Genomic DNA, 23,486 nt, shown 5'->3' on the forward strand with positions numbered 1-23,486 from the left:
GTTCGCCGCCGTCCCCACCGGCTCATCGTCCCTGCGCAGTGGCTGCGCAGTCCCTTCGTACGTGCTTCAAGGAGCCGGTCGTGGAATCCGAGTCCGCCGAGACCACCGAGTCCGACGTCACCACCTGTTATCGCCATCCCAAGGTGGAGTCCCATGTGCGCTGCACCCGGTGCGACCGCCGCATATGTCCGTCCTGCATGCGCGAGGCGTCCGTCGGCCACCAGTGCCCGGAGTGCGTGAGGGAGGGGGCGCGGTCGGTCCGGCAGGCCCGCACGGTCTTCGGCGGCCGTATCTCGGCGGTGCCCGTCGTGACGTACGTACTGATCGGTCTCAACGTGCTGGCGTATCTGGCCGAGTTGGTGCGCCCGGCGGTGGTGGACCGGTTCGAGATGCTCGGCGCGGAGCTGCTGGGTCCGGACGGCGGTCACTACTACTGGCAGAGCGCGTACTCGCCGGAGTTCCACGCGAGCGGTGTCGTCGACGGCGAATGGTACCGGCTGCTCACCGGTGCGTTCCTTCATCTGCCGCCCACCGAGGGGACGTTCGGGATCGCGCACATCGCGATGAACATGTTCTCCCTGTGGAGCATCGGCCGCGTCGTGGAGACCCAGCTCGGCCGGGTCCGCTATCTCGCCCTGTACCTGCTCTCCGCGCTCGGCGGCTCGGTCCTCGTCCTGCTGATCGCTCCCGGCGACCACACGGTCGGCGCCTCGGGTGCGATCTTCGGGCTGGGGGCCGCGTACTACGTGATGGCGCGCCGTCTCGGCTCCGACATGCGCGCCGTGAACCGCTTCATCGGCAGCCTGCTGCTCTGGCTGGTCCTCTCCGCGTTCGTCACGTCCTGGCAGGGCCACCTCGGCGGTCTGCTGGCGGGCGGTCTGGTCACCCTCGCCTACGCCTACGCGCCCCGCGGCAGCCGCCGCACCCTGGTGCAGGCGGCGGTGTGCGCCGGTCTGCTGGTGCTGATGGTGGTGCTCGTGGCGGGGAAGGTCGCGGCGCTGAAGAGCGGCGCCTGAGCGCCGCGCCGACAGCGCGACCGCCGGGGAGCATCCGGGGCGAACGGGACGGGCCGGGCGCCGCCCGGCCGTAGTCTGTGCGCCATGAAACGAGCCGGTTGTCTGCTTTTCGCCGCCGTCCCCGTCCTCGTCACAGCAGCGGTCTGCCTCGTCCCGTACCTCCACACGGACTCGGCGGACGGCAGGGACGGGAGCACCACGGCGGCGCGGCAGCAGGCCCGCCAGGACGACGGCAAGCGGGCCGGGCGGTCCGACGACGACGAGCTGATCGCGGACCGGCCGCCCGGGCTCGCCGCACCGGCCGAGAAGGAGCTCGCCCAGCAGATCGTGGCGAGCGCCGAGAACTCCACGCTGGACTGGCGCAGCGCGTACGGCTATGTGGAGGACATCGGCGACGGCCAGGGCTACACCGCGGGCGTCATCGGCTTCTGCACGGGCACCCACGACCTGCTCACCCTGGTCGAGGGCTACACCGAGGACCGTCCGGGCAACGGGCTCGCCCGCTACCTGCCCGCGCTGCGCAAGGTGGACGGCACCGACTCGCACGCCGGCCTGGAAGGCTTCCCGGCGGCGTGGAAGCAGGAGGCGCGGGTCGGGGCCTTCCGCGCGGCCCAGGACGCCGAACGCGACCGCGTCTACTTCGACCCGGCCGTGCGCCTCGCCAAGCTCGACGGCCTCGGCACGCTCGGCCAGTTCATCTACTACGACGCGATGGTGATGCACGGCCCCGGCACGAACGCCGACAGCTTCCACGGTCTGCGCGAGCGCGCCGCGAGGGAGGCCGACCCGCCCTCCGCGGGCGGCGACGAGAAGGCGTATCTGGACGTCTTCCTCGACATCCGCCGTACGACGATGAAGTCGAAGAACCCCGACCGCGACACGACCCGCATCGACACGGCCCAGCGGAGGTTCCTCCACGACGGGAACCTCGCGCTGAAGCCGCCGCTGACCTGGAAGGTGTACGGCGAGACGTACCACGTGCCGTAGCTCCTGCCCCTCGGCTCACGCCGGACGGGTCCGAGTGCGGCTCAGCGCGTCCACTTCTCCTTCAGTACCTGCTCCGCGGGCTTGCCGTGCGGGCTGTAGGCGAGCTTCGCCGGGGTCTCGCCGCTGTCCGGCCAGTCGTCCCACATCCACCAGCAGACTCCGGCCCACCACCGGCGGCCCTCGAAGGTGTCGAGCAACGCCCGGTAGGCGGCGGCCTGTTCGGCGTTGCCGGTGCGGGCGCTGACGGTCCAGGAGTAGGGGGCGGTCGTGGCGCCCCGCTGGCTGACGTAGCCCGCCTCGGTGAACAGGATCCGGCGGCCCTGCTGCTCGGAGAAGGCGGCAAGGCGCGCGGCGATCGGCTCCCAGGCGCGGCGCAGCCGTCCGGGGTCGTCCGTGGGTTTCTCGGACAGCGGCCAGTAGGCGTCGATCCCGATGAGGTCGAGCTCCTTCCAGAAGCGGACCTTGCGGTACTCGTCGTAGTTGGCGGCGTAGGTCAGGGGGCCTTCGTACCTCTGCCGTACGGCCGCGATGACCTTCGCCCAGTCGGCCCGGTCGGCGGAGACGCCCGCCAACTCCGTTCCCACGGCGAGCTGTTCGGTGTCGGTGTCGGCTGCCAGGTCCGCGTAGTGGGTGATGAACCGCCGGTACGCGGCGAACCAGGCGGCCCGGTCGCGGGGGCGGATCTCGGCGCGGTCGACATCGCCGGGCAGGTCCACGTGCGGCTTGATCATCACCTTGAGGCCGGCCCGGTGGGCGCGGCGGACGATCCGCGTCAGACTGCCGTCGCTCGCGGTCTCCTCGGTGGTGTGCAGGGCGGAGTCGGCCGGGTGGGTCTGGTACCAGGTCGGGGTGAAGGTGACCCAGTGGGCGCCGGCGGCCCGGATGTCGCGCAGATACCGGGCCGCGGCCGGGCTGTCGTAGTCGGTCCGGTTCCAGGAGGGCAGGGTGATGCCGCGCAGGGCGGCCGCGGTGCCCCGTTCGTCCGCCGAGGTCTTCCTCCCGTCCTTCGAGACCGCCGTCCGGTGCGCGGTGCAGCCGCCCACGGCGAGGAGGACCGCTGCCACGGTGGCAGCGGTCCTCCTCAGGGCGTGTGCCCTCACAGGGCGGCCGGGCTGACGAATGTGTAGCCGAGGGCCTTGATCCCGGCGACGGTGTCCTTCAGCGGCTGGAGCGCGTAGTAGGGGTGGTAGAAGAAGCTGGCGAATCCGTCCCGCACCGCGAGATTGGCCTTGGCCGAGGCGATGAGGTCGGCGGGCAGCCGTGGCGGATGGTTGTTGAACGCCGTGGGCTCGTAATTCCCGATGTTCTCCGGAATCACCTTGGTCCCGTAGACGTCACGGACCACATAGGGGAAGAACTGTCCGATGAACCGGTTCGGGTCCGCCGAGGTGCCGCTCAGTGTTCCGGCGAAATACAGCGAACGTTCGAGCCGGGCGTTGAAGGCGGCGCTGAAGACCTTGTAGTCGGCGGCCGATCCCGCGTAGTGCGGGGTGGTCCACAGGGTCGGCTTCGGAAGTCCCGCTTTGGTGAACTCGGCCAGCGCACTGGTGACTCGGCCCTGGGCCCAGGCGGTGGAGTCCTCGGCGACCGGGCCGTCGTAGACGACGTTGTTCGAGGCGTCCACGTGCGCCCGGTAGAACTCGAAGTCGTCTCCGGTCACTCCGTTGTAGGGATTGGCGATATTGCCGTACTGATGTGTGAATCCGTGGTCCATGAGGACCGCGCCCCGATTCAGCATGTATTTCAGGGCGCTGACCACCTGGGGCCGCTGCGAGAGGGTGATGGTCTGCGGCACGCCGTTGTTGTAGGTGCCGTTGGGGTCCGTGTAGACGGGAATCACGTTGATGCCGTACGGAATCCGCTGGGAATACAGGTAGTCGGCCATGGACCTCAGGGCCGCCGGGTCGGCGTCGGGGCTGATGTCCTCCAGGCGCACGAGGGCACGGTGCCGGTCGGCGGTGGCCGGTGCGAGGGCGTCGAAGAGCAGGTCCTCGGCGGCGATCACACGGTCGCTCTCGGAGACGTAGGCGAAGGGGATCTCACCGATGTAGGTGAGGTTGGACGAGCGGACCGCCCACCCGAAGGTGTGTCCGTTGGAGGTGTCGAGGCCCTCCGCGAGGCGGGTGACCGCGGGATATCCGGTCCCCGTAAGGACATTGGGGCGCAGCACGCCACCATCCTGTCCGGCCGGGATCTTACGGGTGAGCGTCTGCCCCCTGTACGTCACCTGCGTGACCGTACCGACGCTGCCGCCGTCCTCGTAGTACGAACTCGTGGGGTCCCAGCCGTACTTCTGCGTGAAGGGGGCGATGCCGACGGCGTTGGCCATGCCCCAGATGTTGGCGCCCATCCAGGTCACGGGCTTCGTGGTGGCGGCCGCGTCCTGGTAGAAGGCGGCGGGGATCGCGTCCGGAATGTCACCGCCGTAGTAGGTGGAGCCGATGTAGACAACGGCCGCATACGAGTCGAGCATGCCGGCGGTGTACTGCTGGACCGGCTTGGCGGTCACGGTGCCGAAGTGGCCGGCGAGGTTGGCCTCGGCCATCGCGTACAGCTCGCCCAACTGCCCGTAGGGGCCCGCCGTGTCATAGAGGACGAGGGTCGCCGGGTCCGCCGCGGCGGCGACGTCCTCCTGCCGGAACACCGCGGCCTGGGCCCGTACGGCCGTGCCGGCTGAGGCCGGGGATGCCAGGGTCGTGACCGCCGCGCTGAGCCGCGCGGACGTCTTGTGGTGCTTGGCGTGGCGCGCCCTGTCGGCCTTGACCTGGGCCGCGGCCCAGCTCTTGAGGTCGACGCGGTTCATTCCGGACCGGGTGCCGCGGCCCTCGCCGTGGTGCCTGCCGCCGGGGCCCGCCTGTGCGGACGAGGCCATGAAGGAGCCGCCCAGCAGGGCGGCGACGAGCATCAGAACGAGGGTGACCCGGGACAGTCCCCGGTACCCTTCTGACGGTTTCCACACTGATCTCATGATCCATTCCCCCCACTTTGCCAACTATTGGCAAAGCCATTCGCCGAGAAATAAGGCCCAGATTCTTCTGCGCGATCTCGAAGAGTGTCAATGGGCCGGCCGGTGCATTCTTCGAGGGCCATTCGACCCCACCGACGAGACCTCTGACGGCAATTTCAACTCATCCTTCTTGACCGTTACCCTTGTCTGCTACGTTCGCTTTTCACGCGTTGGGGACGCGTGATGAAAAGTGGGGGGACGATGTACGGACGACCCGCCCTGGGGGCTCTTCTGCCCCTGGCAGGGGCGATGGCCGCGCCGGAGGCAATACCCGGCATGCCTTTGGCCAAAGCGTTACAGGAAACCGCTGGAATCGGATTCCTGTTCTATTGCCTGACGGCATTCTTGATAATCCTGGCGCGGATCAGGCTGCGCAGGAGGACGGAACCCGAAGCCCGAGCGAATGCCAGTACCAGGAGCAGTCATGATCAATGAACTGCTGCTCTGGGCCAGCATCACGCTGATCGTGATGGCCGGCTGCTACAACACCAGTCTCTTCGCGCTCTCCCGCCGTCGAATACGCCGGGCGCGCGGGCCTCGAAGAGAGCGTTTCTACGTATTCCTCCTCGCCTGCCTCAATGAGGAGAAAGTGCTTGCCGAAAGCCTGGCGCGGATCACCGCTCTGCCCGCCGGGAATTTCATGGCCCTGGTCATCGACGACGCGTCGGACGACCGTACGGGCGAGATCGCGCTTGCCGCCGACCCCGACCGGGTCCGGCTGCTGCGGCGCGATCTGCCGAACGCACGCCGGGGCAAGGGAGCCGCGCTCAACGACGGGGTGCGCCACCTGCGGGCGTCCGGTCTGCTCGCGGGCCGCGACCCCGCCGATGTCGTGCTCTGTGTGGTCGACGCCGACGGGCGCCTTGACCCGCACGTCGTACAGTCGGTGGACCCCTGCTTCGACGATCCGCGGACGGGTGCCGTGCAGATCTGCGTGCGCATGTACAACCGGGGGCAGGGACTCCTCGCCCGCATGCAGGACATGGAGTTCGTGGTCTACGGCGACGTCTTCCAGAGCGCGCGCCGCTTCATCGGCAGCGTCGGCATGGGCGGCAACGGCCAGTTCATGCGGCTGTCGGCGCTCAACACCCTGGACGGCGACGGTCCCTGGAGCGACAGCCTCACCGAGGACCTCGACCTCGGGGTGCGGCTGCTCGCCAAGGGCTGGACCAACCAGCACTGCACCACCGCCTCGGTGTCCCAGCAGGCCGTACTCGACCTCAAGCGCCTGATCCGGCAGCGATCCCGCTGGTTCCAGGGGCACTTGCAGTCGGCGAACCTCGTCCCGCTCATCCTGCGGGAGGTCCCGACCCGAGCGGCGCTGGACCTGCTCTACCACCTGTCCAGCCCGGTGCTCATCCTGCTCACCTCGCTGCTGCCGCTGTCCTTCCTCGTCGCGCTGGGCGCCACGGTCGTGGCCTCGCTCCACGTGGGCCGTCCGCTGGTCTCGCCCATGTGGCTGCTGGGCCCGTATCTGCTGTCGTTCACGGCCGCGTACGCGTACGGCTTCGTGTACGCCAAGCGGGAGCGGGACCTCGGCCTGCTGCGCTCGGTGCTGCTCGCGCATGTCTTCGTCTTCTACGGCTACATCTGGTTCGCCGCCGGCTGGTGGGGGTTCTGGCGGACCCTGACCGGCCAGCGGGGCTGGCTGAAGACCGCCCGTACCTGAGGGCCGCCGGGGCGCGCCGAGTCCCCGCGCGCGCCCGCTCCCTCACCACCGCATGCGGCGCGAGCGCCGCCCGCACGCCGCTCGTGCGTCGCTCCTCGCTGCTCCGAGGCCGCGGCTCTCTCGTCGGGGCTCTCTCATCGCTGATCTCTCATCTCATCTGCTCTCTCATCACCCTCGCGCGACTGCGCTCGCGTATGCCCTAGGGGGGCCCATGTCCACACCCACGTCAGCCGTGCCCGTACGCGCCATGCTCGTGCTCGGCACCCGGCCGGAGGCGATCAAACTGGCACCCGTCGCACGGGCCATGTCCACCGGCACCCGGTTCGACCCGATCGTCGTCACCACCGGACAACACCGCGAGATGCTGCACCAGATGCTCGGGCTGCTCTGCGTCGACGTCCGCATCGCCCTCGACGTGATGCGCAGCCGCCAGCAGCTGTCCGAACTGACCGCCCGCCTGGTCGGCGAGCTCGGCGAGGTCATGCGCCAGCAGCGGCCCGACCTCGTGGTGGTCCAGGGGGACACCACCACCGCGCTCGCCGGGGCCCTCGCCGCGTTCTACGAGAAGATCCCGGTCGCCCACGTCGAGGCGGGGCTGCGCACCGGCGTCATCGACAACCCCTTCCCGGAGGAGCTCAACCGCAGCCTGATCGGCCGGATCGCCCGCTGGCACTTCGCGCCCACGCCGCGCGCTGCCCAGCACCTGCTGGACGAGGGCGTGCCCCCGGAGCAGGTGTTCACCACCGGCAACACGGTGATCGACAACCTGCTGTGGGTGCTCGGCGAGGGCTCCGGGACCTCCGCCTTCCGTACCGGAGCCAAACGCATCCTGGTGACGCTGCACCGCCGGGAGAACCAGGGCGACCGCATGCGCGGGATGGGCCGGGCGCTGTGCCGGCTCGCCGAGCGCGGGGACGTGGAGATCGTGCTGCCGCTGCACAAAAGTCCCGCCGTACGGGACGTCCTGCTGCCCGAACTCGAAGGCAGGACCGGCATTTCCCTGATCGAGCCGCTCGGTTACGTGGACTTCGCCGCCACCCTCGCCGAGTGCGACCTCGTACTCACGGACTCCGGGGGCGTCCAGGAGGAGGCGCCGAGCCTGAGCAAGCCGGCGCTCGTGCTGCGGACGACCACCGAGCGCCCGGAGGCGGTGGACGCGGGCGCGGCCCGGCTGATCGGCACGGATCCGGACACCATCGTGAGCACCGCGACGGCGCTGCTCGACGACCCCGCCGCGTACCGGCGCATGGCGCGGGCGGGCAACCCGTTCGGGGACGGACAGGCCGCTGAGCGTGTACTCGCCCAGCTGGACGAGGACTTCGCCGCCGATGTACCGGTCACGCTCGCCTCCCCGAGGCCATACTCGACGGCATGACCTCGTCGCCTCCGGACCCCCCATGGCGGATTCCGGCGAGTCCGCCGGAGCGAAGAGGACGCCTCCTCACCCTGCTGGCACTGGCCGGCGCGCTGATCGCCGTACTCGCGGTCACGCTCGGCCAGTGCCGGAGCGAGGAAGCCGCGGCACCGGTCAAACCGTGGGCCGACGGCTCCACGCACGGCCGCTGGTTCTCGGTGTTCAACGGCCATGGCACCAACCGGGGCGACGACGACTCGCTGACCCTGTCGCCCATGGTCGCCGAGGACCCCGGCACCACACATGCCGGACTGGTGGTCAGCACGGCCTCGTACGGCGATCTGCGCTACGAGGCCCGGATGCGGACGATACGGCAGCTGCGCGAGGGCGCCCCCAACCCCTGGGAAGTGCCGTGGCTGGTCTGGGCGTACACGGACCCCGAGCACTTCTACTACATCACCCTGAAGCCGAACGGCTGGGAACTGGGCAAGCGGGACCCCGACTATCCCGGCGGCCAGCGCTTCCTGGCCACCGGGAAGGAGAGGTTCCCGGTGGGCAAGGACCACAAGGTCGTCGTCGAACAGCACGGCCCCGCACTCGAAGTCACCGTCGCCGCCCGGCCCGATCGCCCCCTGGTCACCTTCACCGACACCGAGCGCCCTTACCTGCACGGCCGGGTGGGCGCGTACACGGAGGACGCCACCGTGAAGTTCCAGGACCTGAAGGTGAGTTGACATCCCGTCCCGCCCCCGGACGCACCACGGCGCCCGCCACAGTCCGGTCGGGGACAAGGCAGGCGCCGCGTTCAGTTCCGTACACCGTTGTACGGGACGTCTGTTGGGACGGAACGTCAGACCATCAGGGAACGGTCCGTCGGACGGATCGGAGCCGGCAGATCACTCGCACCCGCGAGGAACCGGTCGACACCACGCGCGGCCGAACGGCCCTCCGCGATCGCCCAGACGATCAGGGACTGGCCGCGACCGGCATCGCCTGCGACGTAGACGCCGGGGACGTTGGTCGCGAACTCGGCGTCGCGGGCGATGTTGCCGCGTGCGTCGAGTTCCAGGGCGAACTGGGAGACCAGGCCGTTCTCGACGTCCGTGCCGGTGAAGCCCATGGCCAGCGTCACCAGCTGGGCGGGGATCGTGCGCTCCGTGCCCGGCTTCGGGGTCAGCTTGCCGTCGACGAACGCGACCTCGGTGAGGTGCAGCCACTGGACGTTGCCGTCCTCGTCGCCCTCGAAGTGGGTGGTGGAGACGGAGTAGACCCGCTCGCCGCCCTCCTCGTGCGCGGAGGTGACCTTGTAGAGCATCGGGAACGTCGGCCAGGGCTGGCCCGGGTTCCGCTCCTCGCCCGGCTGCGGCATGATCTCCAGCTGCGTGACCGACGCCGCGCCCTGGCGGTGAGCGGTGCCGACGCAGTCCGCGCCGGTGTCGCCGCCGCCGATGACCACGACGTGCTTGCCCTCGGCCGAGATCGGGGGCGCCACGAAGTCGCCCTCCTGGACCTTGTTGGCCAGCGGCAGGTACTCCATGGCCTGGTAGATGCCCTTCAACTCCCGCCCGGGGACGGGAAGATCGCGGGCGGTCGTCGCACCGGCGGCGATGACCACGGCGTCGTACCGCTTGCGCAGGTCGGTCGCCTTGAGGTCGCGGCCGATCTCGATACCGGTACGGAAACGGGTGCCCTCCGCGCGCATCTGCTCGATACGGCGGTTGATGTGCCGCTTCTCCATCTTGAACTCGGGGATGCCGTACCGCAGGAGGCCTCCGATGCGGTCCGCGCGCTCGTAGACGGCGACCGTGTGACCGGCCCGCGTCAGCTGCTGCGCGGCGGCCAGGCCCGCCGGGCCCGACCCGATGACCGCGACGGTCTTGCCCGACAGGCGCTCGGGGATCTGCGGGGCGACGTCCCCGGAGTCCCACGCCTTGTCGATGATCGACACCTCGACGTTCTTGATGGTCACGGCGGGCTGGTTGATGCCCAGCACGCACGCCGACTCACAGGGCGCCGGGCACAGACGGCCCGTGAACTCCGGGAAGTTGTTCGTCGCGTGCAGGCGCTCCGACGCGGCGGACCAGTCCTCGCGGTACGCGTAGTCGTTCCACTCGGGGATCAGGTTCCCCAGCGGACAGCCGTTGTGACAGAACGGGATGCCGCAGTCCATGCAGCGCGAGGCCTGCGTGGGGATGATGGGCAGCAGCGAGCCGGGAACGTAGACCTCGTTCCAGTCACGCACGCGCTCCTCGACCGGGCGGGTCCTGGCGACCTCGCGGCCGTGGTTGAGAAAGCCCTTGGGATCAGCCATTGGTCGCCGCCTCCATCATCTTCTCGGTGATCTCGGTCTCGGTGAGACCGGCTCGCTCGGCGGCGTCCTTGGCGGCGAGCACTGCCTTGTACGTGCTGGGGATGATCTTGCTGAAGCGGTCCACCGCGGTGTCCCACTCGGCCAGGAGCTTCTCGGCGACCGTCGAGCCGGTCTCCTCCTGGTGGCGGCGCACCACGTCGTGCAGCCACTGCTTGTCGGTGTCGTCGAGGGCCTCGACCGCACCGGCGCTGGTGACGTTTACGTTGTCGCGGTTCAGGTCGATGACGTAGGCGATGCCGCCCGACATACCGGCCGCGAAGTTGCGGCCCGTCTCGCCGAGGACCACCGCGTGACCGCCGGTCATGTACTCGCAGCCGTGGTCGCCCACGCCCTCCGAGACCACCGTCGCGCCGGAGTTGCGGACGCAGAAGCGCTCGCCCGTACGACCGCGCAGGAACAGTTCGCCGCCCGTCGCGCCGTAGGCGATGGTGTTGCCCGCGATGGTGGAGAACTCCGCGAGGTGGTCGGCGCCCCGGTCCGGGCGGACGACGACGCGGCCGCCGGAGAGGCCCTTGCCGACGTAGTCGTTGGCGTCGCCCTCCAGGCGCAGCGTGACACCGCGCGGCAGGAAGGCGCCGAAGGACTGGCCCGCGGAACCCGTGAAGGTGATGTCGATGGTGTCGTCGGGCAGGCCCGCGCCACCGAACTTCTTCGTCACCTCGTGGCCGAGCATGGTGCCGACCGTGCGGTTGATGTTGCGGATCGCCACCTGGGCGCGGACCGGCTGGGCGTCGGCCGCACCGGACGCGGCCAGGGCGTCGGCGGCGAGCCTGATCAGCTCGTTGTCGAGCGCCTTCTCCAGGCCGTGGTCCTGCTCGACGACCTGGTGCAGCGCGGCGCCCTCGGGCAGCTCGGGCACGTAGAAGAGCGGGGTCAGGTCCAGGCCCTGCGCCTTCCAGTGGTCGACGGCACGGGTCACGTCGAGCGACTCGGCGTGGCCGACGGCCTCCTCGATGGTGCGGAAGCCCAGCTCGGCGAGGATCTCGCGGACCTCTTCGGCGATGAACTTGAAGAAGTTCACGATGTACTCGGCCTTGCCGGCGAACCGGTCGCGCAGCACCGGGTTCTGCGTGGCGATGCCGACCGGGCAGGTGTCGAGGTGGCAGACGCGCATCATGACGCAGCCGGAGACGACGAGCGGCGCGGTCGCGAAACCGAACTCCTCGGCGCCCAGCAGCGCGGCGATGACGACGTCACGGCCGGTCTTCAGCTGGCCGTCGGTCTGTACGACGATGCGGTCGCGCAGGCCGTTGAGCAGCAGCGTCTGCTGGGTCTCGGCGAGACCGAGCTCCCAGGGACCACCGGCGTGCTTGAGGGAGGTGAGCGGCGAGGCGCCCGTACCACCGTCGTGGCCGGAGATGAGCACGACATCGGCGTGCGCCTTGGAGACACCCGCGGCGACCGTGCCGACACCGACCTCGGAGACCAGCTTCACGTGAATCCGCGCCTGCGGGTTCGCGTTCTTCAGGTCGTGGATCAGCTGGGCCAGGTCCTCGATGGAGTAGATGTCGTGGTGCGGCGGCGGGGAGATCAGGCCGACGCCGGGGGTGCTGTGCCGGGTCTTGGCGACCCAGGGGTACACCTTGTGGCCGGGCAGCTGGCCGCCCTCGCCGGGCTTGGCACCCTGCGCCATCTTGATCTGGATGTCGTCCGCGTTGACGAGGTACTCGCTGGTCACACCGAAGCGGCCGGAGGCGACCTGCTTGATGCTGGAGCGGCGCGCGGGGTCGTAGAGACGGTCCGCGTCCTCGCCGCCCTCACCGGTGTTGGACTTGCCGCCCAGCTGGTTCATCGCGATGGCGAGCGTCTCGTGCGCTTCCTTCGAGATGGAGCCGTACGACATGGCGCCGGTGGAGAAGCGCTTGACGATCTCGGAGACCGGCTCGACCTCGTCGAGGGAGATCGAGGGACGGTCCGAGGTGAAGCCGAAGAGGCCGCGCAGCGTCATCAGCCGCTCGGACTGCTCGTTCACACGCTCCGTGTACTTCTTGAAGATGTCGTAGCTGCCGGAGCGCGTGGAGTGCTGGAGGCGGAAGACCGTCTCCGGGTCGAACAGGTGCGGCTCGCCCTCGCGGCGCCACTGGTACTCGCCGCCTATGTCGAGGGCGCGGTGCGCGGGCGCGATGCCGGAGGCGGGGTACGCCTTGGCGTGCCGGGCGGCGACCTCCTTGGCGATGACGTCGAGACCGGCGCCGCCGATCTTCGTCGCCGTGCCGTTGAAGTACTTCTCGACGAAGGCCTGGTCCAGGCCGACGGCCTCGAAGACCTGGGCGCCGCGGTAGGAGGCGACGGTCGAGATGCCCATCTTGGACATGACCTTGAGGACGCCCTTGCCGAGCGCGTAGATCAGGTTGCGGATGGCCTGCTCGGACTCGATGCCCGTGAGGAACGTGCCCGCGCGGACGAGGTCCTCGACGGACTCCATCGCCAGGTACGGGTTGACGGCCGCGGCGCCGAAGCCGATGAGGAGGGCCACGTGGTGGACCTCGCGGACGTCGCCCGCCTCGACCAGCAGGCCCACCTGGGTGCGCTGCTTGGTGCGGATGAGGTGGTGGTGGACGGCCGCGGTGAGCAGCAGCGACGGGATCGGCGCGTGCTCGGCGTCGGAGTGCCGGTCCGAGAGGACGATCAGGCGGGCGCCGTTCTCGATGGCCGCGTCGGCCTCGGCGCAGATCTCCTCGATGCGCGCGGCGAGGGAGTCGCCGCCGCCGGAGACCCGGTACAGGCCGGAGAGGGTCGCGGCCTTCATGCCCGGCATGTCGCCGTCGGCGTTGATGTGGATGAGCTTGGCCAGCTCGTCGTTGTCGATCACCGGGAAGGGCAGGGTGACGCTGCGACAGGAGGCGGCGGTCGGCTCCAGCAGGTTGCCCTGCGGGCCCAGCGACGAGCGCAGGGAGGTGACCAGCTCTTCGCGGATCGCGTCCAGCGGCGGGTTGGTGACCTGCGCGAACAGCTGGGTGAAGTAGTCGAAGAGCAGCCGGGGGCGCTGCGAGAGCGCGGCGATCGGCGTGTCCGTGCCCATGGAGCCGATCGGCTCGGCGGCGGCCTTGGCCATCGGCGCGAGGATGACGCGCAGCTCTTCCTCGGTGTAGCCGAAGGTCTGCTGGCGACGGGTGACCGAGGCGTGGGTGTGCACGATGTGCTCGCGCTCGGGCAGGTCGGACAGCTCGATCTCGCCGGCCTCCAGCCACTCCGCGTACGGCATGTCCGTGGCGAGGGCGGCCTTGATCTCGTCGTCCTCGATGATGCGGTGCTCGGAGGTGTCGACGAGGAACATCTTGCCGGGCTGCAGGCGGCCCTTGCGGACGACCTTCGCGGGGTCGATGTCGAGGACGCCGACCTCGGAGCCGAGGACGACGAGGCCCTCGTCGGTCACCCAGTAGCGGCCGGGGCGCAGACCGTTGCGGTCGAGGACCGCGCCGACCTGGGTGCCGTCGGTGAAGGTGACACAGGCCGGGCCGTCCCAGGGCTCCATCATCGTGGAGTGGAACTGGTAGAAGGCACGGCGGGCCGGGTCCATGGAGTCGTGGTTCTCCCACGCCTCCGGGATCATCATCAGCACGGAGTGCGGGAGCGAGCGGCCGCCGAGGTGGAGCAGCTCCAGGACCTCGTCGAAGGACGCGGAGTCGGAGGCGTCGGGAGTGCAGACGGGGAAGATCCGGTCGAGCTTCTCCGTGCCGAAGAGGTCGGAGACGAGCTGCGACTCGCGGGCCTTCATCCAGTTGCGGTTGCCCTTGACCGTGTTGATCTCGCCGTTGTGCGCGACGAAGCGGTACGGGTGGGCGAGCGGCCAGCTCGGGAAGGTGTTGGTGGAGAAGCGGGAGTGCACGAGCGCGATCGCGGAGGCGAAGCGGCGGTCGGACAGGTCCGGGAAGAAGGGCTCCAGCTGGCCGGTGGTCAGCATGCCCTTGTAGACGATGGTGCGGGCGGAGAGCGACGGGAAGTACACGCCGGCCTCGCGCTCGGCGCGCTTGCGCAGCACGAACGCCTTGCGGTCGAGGTCGATGCCCTTGCTCGCGCCGTCGGTCACGAAGATCTGGCGGAAGGCGGGCATCGTCGAGCGGGCGGTGGCGCCGAGCAGCTCGGGGGCGACCGGGACCTCGCGCCAGCCGAGGACGGTGAGGTCCTCCTCGCCGGCGATGGCGTCGATCCGGGCGGCGGCCTCGGCGGTGCCGTCCCCGGGCAGGAAGGCGATACCGACGGCGTAGGCACCGGCCTCGGGCAGCTCGAAGCCCGCGACCTCACGAAGGAACGCGTCGGGAACCTGGGACAGGATGCCCGCGCCGTCGCCCGAGTCGGGCTCGGAGCCGGTGGCACCGCGGTGTTCCAGGTTGCGCAGAACCGTGAGCGCCTGCTCGACCAGCGCGTGGCTCGCCTCGCCGGTGAGGGTGGCCACGAAGCCGACGCCACAGGCGTCGTGCTCGTTGCGGGGGTCGTACATACCCTGCGCAGCAGGGCGAGCATCCATGAAGGACCAGTTCTGGCCGTTCGTGGAGTGCTGGGACGGCTGGCGCGGCGAACGCATCGGCTCTCCCGTCGTCGTCGTGGCATATGACATCTGCCGAGGGACGACGTTGGCCCTCTGCTAAGTGCAAAATTTCGTGCAGGTTACATGATGGGGCGGATCTCGGGAACCGGATACTCCGTTCCAACATGCGGACACCGCAGGGTGGCGGTGGGGTACCGCGCACGGCGGTGGAAGTTAAGGGGCCCAAGCGGACAGATCGATGCCCGACGGGCCGAATCGTGGCAGGCGTCGTCGCCCGCCACGAAGGTGCGGTGCAGGCGTCATTGCCTGCGGCGCTTACGGCTAATGCCCGTTGGTCAAACGATCGAAACCGCCGGGTAACAACTATTTATGCGGTCCCTCGCATAAATAGCGTGCCGCATCATCCTACGGCCGTACCGAACAAGCTGCCCAGGGCGTACGTCACACCCGCCGCGGCGCCACCCAGAGCGAGCTGCCGCAGCCCGCTGTACCACCAGGATCGCGCGGTCACCTTGGCCACGACGGCACCACAGGCGAAGAGCCCGAACATCGCGAGCAGCAGCGCGGGCCACAGGGCCGCCGCGCCCAGCAGATACGGGAGGACGGGCAGCAGGGCGCCGAGCGCGAAGGAGCCGAAGCTCGACACGGCGGCGACGCCCGGCGAGGGCAGGTCGCCGGGGTCGATGCCCAGCTCCTCGCGGGCGTGGATCTCCAGGGCCTGCTCGGGGTCGCGCGAGAGCTGCTTGGCGACTTCGCGGGCGAGCTCGCGCTCGACACCACGGGCCTCGTAGAGCTCGGCGAGCTCGCGCTCCTCGTCCATCGGGTGCTTGCGCAACTCCCGGCGCTCCACGTCGAGTTCGGCCTCGACCAGTTCGCGCTGCGAGGCCACCGAGGTGTACTCCCCCGCGGCCATCGAGAAGGCACCGGCGGCGAGCCCCGCCAGGCCGGTGATGACGATGGTGCGGTGCGAGACGTCGCCGCCCGCGACACCGGTCATCAGGGCGAGGTTGGAGACGAGTCCGTCCATCGCACCGAAGACCGCGGGGCGCAGCCAGCCACCGTTGACATCCCGGTGGGTGTGGTTGTCACGGTGCGCCTCGTGCAGCGTCGCCTCGGTGTCGATGATGGCCATGCCAGGTCCCCCCAGGAAGCTTAGCCAAAGCTAAGTTTGGACAAGTTCTACTCTTTGACAACGCCCACAGTACGTTCGGAAATTCCTTCCCGCCAGCAAGGAAAGGCTGGGCTAACCTGCACTTTTACCCGCCCACGCTCATTCGTGATCATGGCTGCACAGATGTCGTCCGGGTGACGCTGGGGCTCGCGAGGCTCTGCCGAACCACTCAGGTGGCACAGATCCGCAAAGGGGGTCCGTGCCCTGAGAAGGAGAGGCACCGTATGGCTTCCATCGCCTGCATTCCCTCGGCCCCGGCGCCCGGCGGCGCCGGACTCCGCGAACGCGCGCACGGGGCGCTGCTCGGCCTCGCCGTCGGGGACGCGCTGGGCGCGCCCGCGGAGAACATGAAGCCGTCCGAGATCCGCGCCCGCTGGGGCCGCATCACCGGGTACGTCAGCGACAACCCGGCCGGCACCGACGACACCGAGTACGCGATCTTCTCCGGGCTCCTGCTGGCCCGGCACGGCTCGGCGCTCACGGTCGCCCATGTGGAGGCGGCCTGGCACCAGTGGATCGCCGACCGTGACGAGGGACCGTTCCGCGGGGCGGGCTTCAGCGAGCGGGGCACGCTGGAGAACCTCCGCCGGGGTCTCGCCGCGCCCATCTCGGCCCAGCACCGGCACGCCTGGAGCGACGGACTCGCCATGCGCGCGGCCCCCTTCGGGGTCTTCGCGGCGGGCCGCCCGGCGGAGGCGGCCCGGCTGGTGGCGATCGACGGCTCGGTCAGCCACGACGGCGAGGGCATCTACGGCGGCCAGGCCGTCGCGGCGGGCGTCGCCGCGGCGATGGCGGGCGCCCCCACCATCGCGGTGGTCGCCTCCGCGCTCGCCGTCATCCCGGACGACTCCTGGACGGCCCGCTCGCTGCGCCGCGCCGTCGCCGTGGCCCACCGCGGCGAACGCGCGGTCCGCTCGGCGGTCGTCATCGGCGGCTACCCCTGGACCGACCTCGCCCCCGAAGCGGTGGCCCTGGCCTTCGGCGCGTACGCCGCCGCCGACGGCGACTTCACGGAATCCGTGCTCACCGCCGTCAACATGGGCCGCGACGCCGACACCACGGCAGCCGTCGCGGGCGCGCTGGCCGGCGCGACACAGGGCGCCTCGTCGATCCCCGCCGCCTGGGCCGCGGCGATCGGCCCGGCCCGCGGCAGCTGCCTCCCCTCCATGCGGGGCCACCACGTCCTGGACATCGCCGAGTTGCTGACTCCGGGCGAGGACGGGAAGTGGGGGACGGGGGTGCGGGTGCGGGACGGGGCCGGGGCCGGGGTCGGGGTCGGGCTCGTACGGGATCCGGACGCGTTCGTACTGGCCGCCGACGAGGACGAGGTGGAGGCGTGAGACCCGGGCTGGTGGCAGACGAGCCCGGCGAGGGCGCCGCGTCGGCGGCGGAGCCGCACACGGAGGGCGGCGGACCCGCGGCCGCCGACGGCGAGGACGCCCCGCAGGGGCCACCCGCACCCGACGACGAAAGCCGCACAGGTGGTGCGGGTGGGAACAGCCGGGCCGAAGGCGCAGCCGAGGCCGGAACGCGACGCCCCCACCCCCGCCGTATCGAGGGCCTCCTGCTCGGCCTCGCCGCGGGCGACGCCGCCGGGTGGCCGGCCGCAAGGCACCGTGCCGCGCGGATGCCCGAGTGGACGCGGCGGCTGACACGGGAGCTGGACACGTTCGCCGAGCAGAACGCGACCACCACACTGCCCGTGCCCATCGCGCTGAACCAGCCGCCGGAGCCGCTGCGGCTCGGGCCGTCGGACGACGCGGAGTGGGCGGCGTTCGCGGCCGAGGCCGTACTGCGGGCCGCGGACGGGAGCGCACTGGAGGACCTGAGCCGGGAGCGCCGGATGAGGGCGGCCATCGACCTGTCGTGGAACGCCGTCGCCGCCGAGGTCGCCGCGGCCGCCGACCGCGCCGCCGAGGCCGAGTCGATGCTGCTGCCGCTGCGCGCCCGGATCTCCGTACGGGCCGGACTCGGCAACCTCGCCGCCGGGCTGCGTCCGCCCGCCACCGGCCACGACAACCCCCACTACTTCGACGACGCCGCCTGCGTACGGGCCTGCGTGCTCGCCGTGGCCCACCGGGGCGACCCCCGACGCGCCGCGGAACTCGCCGAGTTCGACGCCCGCTACACCCAGGACGGCGACGGCGTGCACGGCGCCCGTGCCATGGCCGCGGCGCTCGCACAGGCCCTCGCCGGCGCCGACGTCGACGCCTGTGTGACGGCCGCGCTCGCCGAGCTGCCCGAGGCGACGGAGATCGGCCGCAACGCCCGGCACGCGGTCGCACTCGCACACGGCGCCGACAGCGCCTTCGGCCTCGTCCCGCTCCTGGAGCACCAGATCGTCGACCACGTCTACAGCTACGGCATCGCCGCCGCCGAGACCGTCCCCGTCGCCCTGGCCCTCGCCCTCGCCTCCCGCGGCCGGATCGCCGAGGCGGTGCCTGCCGCCGCCTGTCTGTCCCGCGTCGCCGACTCCGCCCCCGCCCTCGCGGGCGCCCTGACCGGCGCACTGGGCGGCGGCGCAGCACTCCCCGCGTCCTGGCGCGACGCCTGCCGCACCCTCTCGGGCTGCGCCCTGCCCCGCCTGACGGGCACGGACCTGGTGGAACTCGCCGAGCTCCTGGAATCAGAGGAACGGGGCACACCAGGAGGATGATTCGGGACATGACGCCCACAACACCCCTTGATGAGCGGATCGACCACGCCCTCGTCGGAGCCGCCGTCGGCGACGCGCTCGGCGGTCCCGTCGAGGGCTACACCCCCGAGCAGATCGTCGAGCGCCACGGCGGCCGCGTGCACGGCGTCGTCGGCCCCTGGAACGGCGACACCTGGCGCACCGCCCGCCCCATCGCCCCGTACCACAAGGGCGACGGGCACGTCACCGACGACACCTTGATGACCCATGCACTGGTACGGGTCTACGGCGCCGTACGCGACCACCTCGACGCGTACGCGGTCGCCGAGCACCTCGTCCCCGACCTGATGACGACCCCGCGCTGGATCCCCGAACTGGAGGCCGACGCGCTCCCCCTCCAGCGGATCTTCCTCGCCGAGAAGTGGCTGGTGGCGCGCCTCCACTACGGCCACACGGACCCCCGGGAGGCAGGGGTCGGCAACATCGTCAACTGCGGTGCCGCGATGTACATGGCCCCGGTCGGCCTGGTCAACGCGGCGAACCCGGCGGGCGCGTACGCCGAGGCGCTGGACGTCGCGGGCGCGCACCAGTCCTCGTACGGCAGGGAGGCCGCCGCCGTCTTCGCGGCGGGGGTGGCGGCGGCCTGCGCGCCGGACGCGGACCCGGACTCGGTGGTCGCGGCATGCCTGGCCCTCGCGAAGGACGGCACGCGTGCCGCGATCGAGACGGTCTGCGAAGTCGCCGCCCGCTACAAGGACTTCGAGTCGGCACTGCGCCCGCTGCGCGAGGCCGTCGCTGCCTACGACACGGTGGGCCCCGACTACCGCACGCCCTCGCTGGACGCCCGCCGGCCCTCCCGTATCCGGTCGATCGAGGAACTCCCCATCGCGCTGGGCATGCTGGTGGTCTCCGGCGGCGACTACCGGCACGCCGTCCTCGGCTCGGTCAACTACGGCCGCGACTGCGACTCCATCGCCACCATGGCGGGCGCCCTCGCCGGCGCGCTCGGTTCGGAGGTCCCGCGCGACTGGGCCAAGACGGTCGGCGAGGCGAGCCGCCTCGATCTGCACGCCCCGGCGGTGACGCTCACGCGGGTGGCAGCCGAGATCTTCGCCCGCGACCTGAGCCGCCGCCGCGCCCACGAGTCGGCGTTCGCCCAGCTCGGAGGCGCGAGATGCTCCGACTGACCTGGGTGCAGCCCGAGGACCTCCTCGGCCATGAACTCCGCCAGGCGGCACAGGACGGCCGCGAGCCGTCGGCGATCGCCGCCCGCTGGCGCGCGGCGGGCGGCCCGGAGGCCCCCCTGACCGCGGGCGCCTCACCGGCTCCGGCGTCTCCCTACCTCCGGGTCCTTGCAGAGGACCTCCTCGACGAACTGGCGGACCTGCCCGGCAAGTTGACCGATCAGGAGCCGACGAGCGCCGCCCGGATCAAGGCGCACTGCCCGAACTGGCCCGCGCCGCCCGCCGCCCCCGCGCGTCTCCCGGCGAACGCATCCCTCCTCCGCCTGGAAGCAGCCTGGCTGGGCAGAGCAGCTGGGTGCCTCCTGGGCAAACCGGTGGAGAAGCTGCCCCTGGAAGGCATCCGCCGACTCGCCCGCGCCACCGGCAACTGGCCCCTGCACACCTGGTTCACCGCGAAGGGCCTCCCCCCGGAACTGACCACCGCCTATCCGTGGAACCGCCGCTCCGCGACCACCTCCCTCGCCGAGAACATCGACGGCATGCCGGAGGACGACGACCTCAACTACCCCCTCCTCAACGTCCTGTTGCTCCAGCGGTACGGCCGCGACTTCACCACGGCGGACGTGGCCCGCCTCTGGCTGGACGAACTCCCCGCGGGCCGTACGTTCACCGCCGAACGCATCGCCTACCGCAACCTCCTCTCCGGCATCGAGCCCCCGCACACGGCCCGCCTGCGCAACCCGTTCCGCGAATGGATCGGCGCGCTGATCCGCGCGGACGTGCACGGCTGGACGAACCCCGGCGACCCGGCCGGCGCCGCCGAGCAGGCCTACCGCGACGCCGCCCTCACCCACACCGCCAACGGCGTCTACGCCGCGATGTTCACGGCGGCCACCATCGCCGAGGCCGCCGCCGGACGCCACGACGTCCACCACTGCCTGCGCACCGGCCTCACCGTCGTCCCGCCCGACTCCCGCCTTGCCCAGGCGGTCCGCCATGCCGTCCAAGTCGCCCTGAGACACGAGGACTTCGACGCCGTGGTGGACGAACTGCACGCCACTCACCGCGCGTACCACTGGGTCCACGCCATCCCCAACACCGCCCTGATCGCCGCCGCCCTCACCCACGCGGACGGCGACTTCACCGGGTCCGTCTGCCGTGCGGTGTCCGGGGGCCTGGACACCGACTCCAACGGCGCGACGGCGGGAAGCATCGCGGGCCTGCTGGCCGGTGACCCCGCCGCCCTGCCCGACCGCTGGACGACCCCCCTCAAGAACCGCCTCGCCACCTCCGTCGCCGACTTCTACGGCACCGGCTTCGACACCCTCGCCCACCTCACCCACCGGGAGATGCGTTGACCCAGATCGCCGTGCTCGGCAGCACGAACATGGACCTCGTCGCGTACGTCGCCAAGGCCCCGCAGCGCGGAGAGACGGTGACGGGGCGGGAGTTCCGTACGGTCCCGGGAGGCAAGGGCGCCAACCAGGCGATCGCCGCGGCCCGTTCGGGCGCCGACGTCTCGATGATCGGCGCGGTGGGCGCCGACGCGTTCGGCAGCCAACTCCGCGCCACCCTGGAGCACTCGGGCGTGGACACCGACCATCTGCGCACCATCGAGGGCCCGTCCGGCACCGCGCACATCGTCGTGGACGACGAGGGCGGCAACGCGATCGTGGTCATCCCCGGCGCGAACGGCACCGTCGACCACCTCGCCCCCGGCGACGAGAGTCTCATCGCCGGCGCCGACGCGCTCCTCCTCCAGCTGGAGATCCCGCTCGTCGGCGTTCGGGTGGGCGCCGAGGCCGCGCGCCGTCACGGGGTCCGCACCGTCCTCACCCCCTCCCCCGCCCAGCCGCTGCCTGCCGAACTCCTCGCCGTCACGGACCTGTTGGTGGCCAACGAGCTGGAGGCCGCCACCCTCGCCGGGGTCACCGACCCCCAGCAGGCGGCCAGCGCGCTCCTCGACCTGGTGCCGGAGGCGGTGATCACGCTGGGCGCGGCCGGCAGCCTGTACGCGGCCCGGGGCACCGAGCCGTTCGCCGTGCCCGCGCCCCGGGTGGCCGCCGTGGACTCGACCGGCGCGGGCGACACCTTCGTCGGAGCCCTGGCCGTGGCACTCGCGGAAGGCAGGCCGGTCCGGGAGGCCCTGGCGTGGGCGTCGGCGGCGGCCTCGCTCTCGGTGCAGCGGCTCGGGGCGTCGTCCTCGATGCCGTACCGCCCCGAGATCGACACCCAGGCGTCGCAGCAGACGCGACAGCCGCAGCAGCACACCTCATGAGCGCCCGGGCAGGGGCCCGACCCGCGGGATCGCACACGGAGTTCGGCCCGCTCAGCGGCCTGCGCGTCCTCGACCTCGCGACGCTGTTCGCCGGACCGCTCGCCGCCACCATGCTCGGCGACTTCGGCGCCGAAGTGATCAAGGTCGAGCATCCGGGCCGCCCCGACCCGTCCCGGGGACACGGCCCTTCCAAGGACGGCGTCGGCCTCTGGTGGAAGCTGCTGGGCCGCAACAAGCGCACGATCACGCTCGACCTGTCCCGGCCCGGCGGCCGAGCGACCCTGCTGCGCCTCGCCGCGACCGCCGACGTGATCATCGAGAACTTCCGCCCCGGCACGCTGGAGAAGTGGGACCTCGGCTGGGAGGAGCTGTCGGCCGCGAACCCCCGGCTGGTGCTCGCCCGGGTCACCGGCTTCGGCCAGTTCGGCCCGTACGCGCGCCGTCCCGGCTTCGGCACGCTCGCGGAGGCGATGAGCGGCTTCGCGGCCATCACCGGCGAACCGGACGCGCCGCCGACCCTGCCGCCCTTCGGGCTCGCCGACTCGATCGCGGGCCTGGCGACGGCGTACGCGGTGATGGCCGCGCTCCGGGCCCGCGACACGACCGGTCAGGGCCAGGTGATCGACATGGCGATCATCGAGCCGATCCTCACGGTCCTCGGCCCGCAGCCGCTCTGGTACGACCAGTTGGGCCACGTCCAGCCCCGCACCGGCAACCGCTCCGCGAACAACGCGCCCCGCAACACCTACCGCACGGCGGACGGTTCATGGGTCGCCGTGTCCACCTCGGCGCAGTCGGTCGCGGAACGCGTGATGCGGCTGGTCGGCCGCCCCGACCTGATCGAGCAGCCGTGGTTCGCGACGGGCGCCGACCGCGCCCACCACGCGGACGTCCTCGACGAGGCGGTCGGGGCGTGGATCGCCGCCCGTACCCGCGCGGAGGTCGTCGAGGCCTTCGAGAAGGCGGAGGCAGCGGTGGCCCCGATCCAGGACGTACGGGATGTGATGACCGACCCGCAGTACGCCGCCCTGGACACCATCACCACCGTCGAGGACCCCGAACTGGGCCCGCTGCGCATGCAGAACATCCTCTTCCGGCTCTCCGCCACCCCCGGCGCGATCCGCTGGGCGGGCCGGCCGCACGGCGCCGACACGACCACAGTCCTCACCGAACTGGGCCTGACCCCCACCGAGATCAACACCCTGAGAACGGAGGGAGCCCTGTGACCACCCCGCACACGCTCCCCCCGCCGCTCCCCGGCACCCGGCCGAACACCCTCGACCACCACCGCAGCCCCGCAGCGAAAGCCCCCGCCCCACCCACCA

At 71.2% G+C, this 23,486-nt stretch carries 16 protein-coding genes; 11 read left to right on the forward strand and 5 right to left on the reverse strand.

What is annotated here, in order from left to right:
* Nucleotides 1-80 precede the first annotated feature (80 nt).
* Together ABZS97_RS22940 and ABZS97_RS22945 are read left to right on the forward strand one after the other, a co-directional pair.
* Entirely contained in the window at nucleotides 81-1,016 is a 936-nt protein-coding gene (locus ABZS97_RS22940; protein ID WP_356140170.1) for a rhomboid family intramembrane serine protease, read from the forward strand.
* Nucleotides 1,017-1,100: 84 nt separating this feature from the next.
* Nucleotides 1,101-2,003, forward strand: coding sequence for a chitosanase (locus ABZS97_RS22945; RefSeq protein WP_356140171.1), 903 nt, complete (start codon nucleotides 1,101-1,103; stop codon nucleotides 2,001-2,003).
* 41 nt (nucleotides 2,004-2,044) lie between these two features.
* On the opposite strand, the gene ABZS97_RS22950 is transcribed toward ABZS97_RS22945, so the two are convergent.
* Nucleotides 2,045-3,067 carry a hypothetical protein gene (locus ABZS97_RS22950; protein WP_356140172.1) on the reverse strand — a complete coding sequence of 341 codons (1,023 nt, stop codon included), beginning with the start codon at nucleotides 3,065-3,067 and terminating at the stop codon, nucleotides 2,045-2,047.
* A gap of 32 nt (nucleotides 3,068-3,099) precedes the next feature.
* Nucleotides 3,100-4,908 carry a polysaccharide deacetylase family protein gene (locus ABZS97_RS22955; protein ID WP_356140173.1) on the reverse strand — a complete coding sequence of 603 codons (1,809 nt, stop codon included), beginning with the start codon at nucleotides 4,906-4,908 and terminating at the stop codon, nucleotides 3,100-3,102.
* Nucleotides 4,909-5,434: 526 nt separating this feature from the next.
* On the opposite strand from ABZS97_RS22955, the gene ABZS97_RS22960 reads away from it, so the two are divergent.
* From ABZS97_RS22960 to ABZS97_RS22970, 3 genes are all read left to right on the forward strand, one after another.
* Nucleotides 5,435-6,679 carry a glycosyltransferase family 2 protein gene (locus tag ABZS97_RS22960; RefSeq protein ID WP_356140174.1) on the forward strand — a complete coding sequence of 415 codons (1,245 nt, stop codon included), beginning with the start codon at nucleotides 5,435-5,437 and terminating at the stop codon, nucleotides 6,677-6,679.
* Nucleotides 6,680-6,890: 211 nt separating this feature from the next.
* A complete protein-coding gene (gene wecB / locus ABZS97_RS22965) occupies nucleotides 6,891-8,054 on the forward strand; it encodes a UDP-N-acetylglucosamine 2-epimerase (non-hydrolyzing) (RefSeq protein WP_356140175.1) in 1,164 nt (387 codons plus the stop codon).
* Entirely contained in the window at nucleotides 8,051-8,767 is a 717-nt protein-coding gene (locus ABZS97_RS22970) for a calcium-binding protein (RefSeq protein ID WP_356140176.1), read from the forward strand. The genes wecB and ABZS97_RS22970 overlap by 4 nt, the downstream gene beginning before the upstream one ends.
* Before the next feature lie 116 nt (nucleotides 8,768-8,883).
* Here the strand turns inward: ABZS97_RS22970 and ABZS97_RS22975 are convergent, their stop codons facing one another.
* The 3 genes from ABZS97_RS22975 to ABZS97_RS22985 form a co-directional block, all read right to left on the reverse strand.
* Nucleotides 8,884-10,344: a glutamate synthase subunit beta gene (locus tag ABZS97_RS22975; protein WP_356140177.1), complete on the reverse strand. Its 1,461-nt coding sequence runs from the start codon at nucleotides 10,342-10,344 to the stop codon at nucleotides 8,884-8,886.
* Entirely contained in the window at nucleotides 10,337-14,929 is a 4,593-nt protein-coding gene (gene gltB, locus ABZS97_RS22980; protein ID WP_356140178.1) for a glutamate synthase large subunit, read from the reverse strand. Before gltB ends, ABZS97_RS22975 begins: the two co-directional genes overlap by 8 nt.
* Before the next feature lie 364 nt (nucleotides 14,930-15,293).
* Nucleotides 15,294-16,025, reverse strand: coding sequence for a VIT1/CCC1 transporter family protein (locus ABZS97_RS22985; RefSeq protein WP_356140179.1), 732 nt, complete (start codon nucleotides 16,023-16,025; stop codon nucleotides 15,294-15,296).
* A gap of 263 nt (nucleotides 16,026-16,288) precedes the next feature.
* Here ABZS97_RS22985 and ABZS97_RS22990 point away from each other — a divergent pair, with 263 nt between their 5' ends.
* From ABZS97_RS22990 to ABZS97_RS23015, 6 genes are read left to right on the forward strand one after another with little or no spacing between them, the layout of a single operon-like run.
* Nucleotides 16,289-17,404: an ADP-ribosylglycohydrolase family protein gene (locus ABZS97_RS22990; protein ID WP_356140180.1), complete on the forward strand. Its 1,116-nt coding sequence runs from the start codon at nucleotides 16,289-16,291 to the stop codon at nucleotides 17,402-17,404.
* Nucleotides 17,401-18,720: an ADP-ribosylglycohydrolase family protein gene (locus ABZS97_RS22995; RefSeq protein WP_356140181.1), complete on the forward strand. Its 1,320-nt coding sequence runs from the start codon at nucleotides 17,401-17,403 to the stop codon at nucleotides 18,718-18,720. The genes ABZS97_RS22990 and ABZS97_RS22995 overlap by 4 nt, the downstream gene beginning before the upstream one ends.
* 8 nt (nucleotides 18,721-18,728) lie before the next feature.
* Nucleotides 18,729-19,886, forward strand: coding sequence for an ADP-ribosylglycohydrolase family protein (locus ABZS97_RS23000; protein WP_356140182.1), 1,158 nt, complete (start codon nucleotides 18,729-18,731; stop codon nucleotides 19,884-19,886).
* Nucleotides 19,874-21,241, forward strand: a complete 1,368-nt coding sequence (locus tag ABZS97_RS23005; RefSeq protein ID WP_356140183.1) for an ADP-ribosylglycohydrolase family protein — start codon at nucleotides 19,874-19,876, stop codon at nucleotides 21,239-21,241. The genes ABZS97_RS23000 and ABZS97_RS23005 overlap by 13 nt, the downstream gene beginning before the upstream one ends.
* Nucleotides 21,238-22,161 (forward strand): ribokinase, encoded by a 924-nt coding sequence (rbsK, locus tag ABZS97_RS23010; protein ID WP_356140184.1) that lies wholly within the window; start codon nucleotides 21,238-21,240, stop codon nucleotides 22,159-22,161. Before ABZS97_RS23005 ends, rbsK begins: the two co-directional genes overlap by 4 nt.
* Nucleotides 22,158-23,387 (forward strand): CoA transferase, encoded by a 1,230-nt coding sequence (locus ABZS97_RS23015; protein ID WP_356140185.1) that lies wholly within the window; start codon nucleotides 22,158-22,160, stop codon nucleotides 23,385-23,387. Before rbsK ends, ABZS97_RS23015 begins: the two co-directional genes overlap by 4 nt.
* Nucleotides 23,388-23,486: the final 99 nt, after the last annotated feature.

Source organism: Streptomyces sp. NPDC005485 (assembly GCF_040606085.1).
GTDB lineage: Bacteria > Actinomycetota > Actinomycetes > Streptomycetales > Streptomycetaceae > Streptomyces.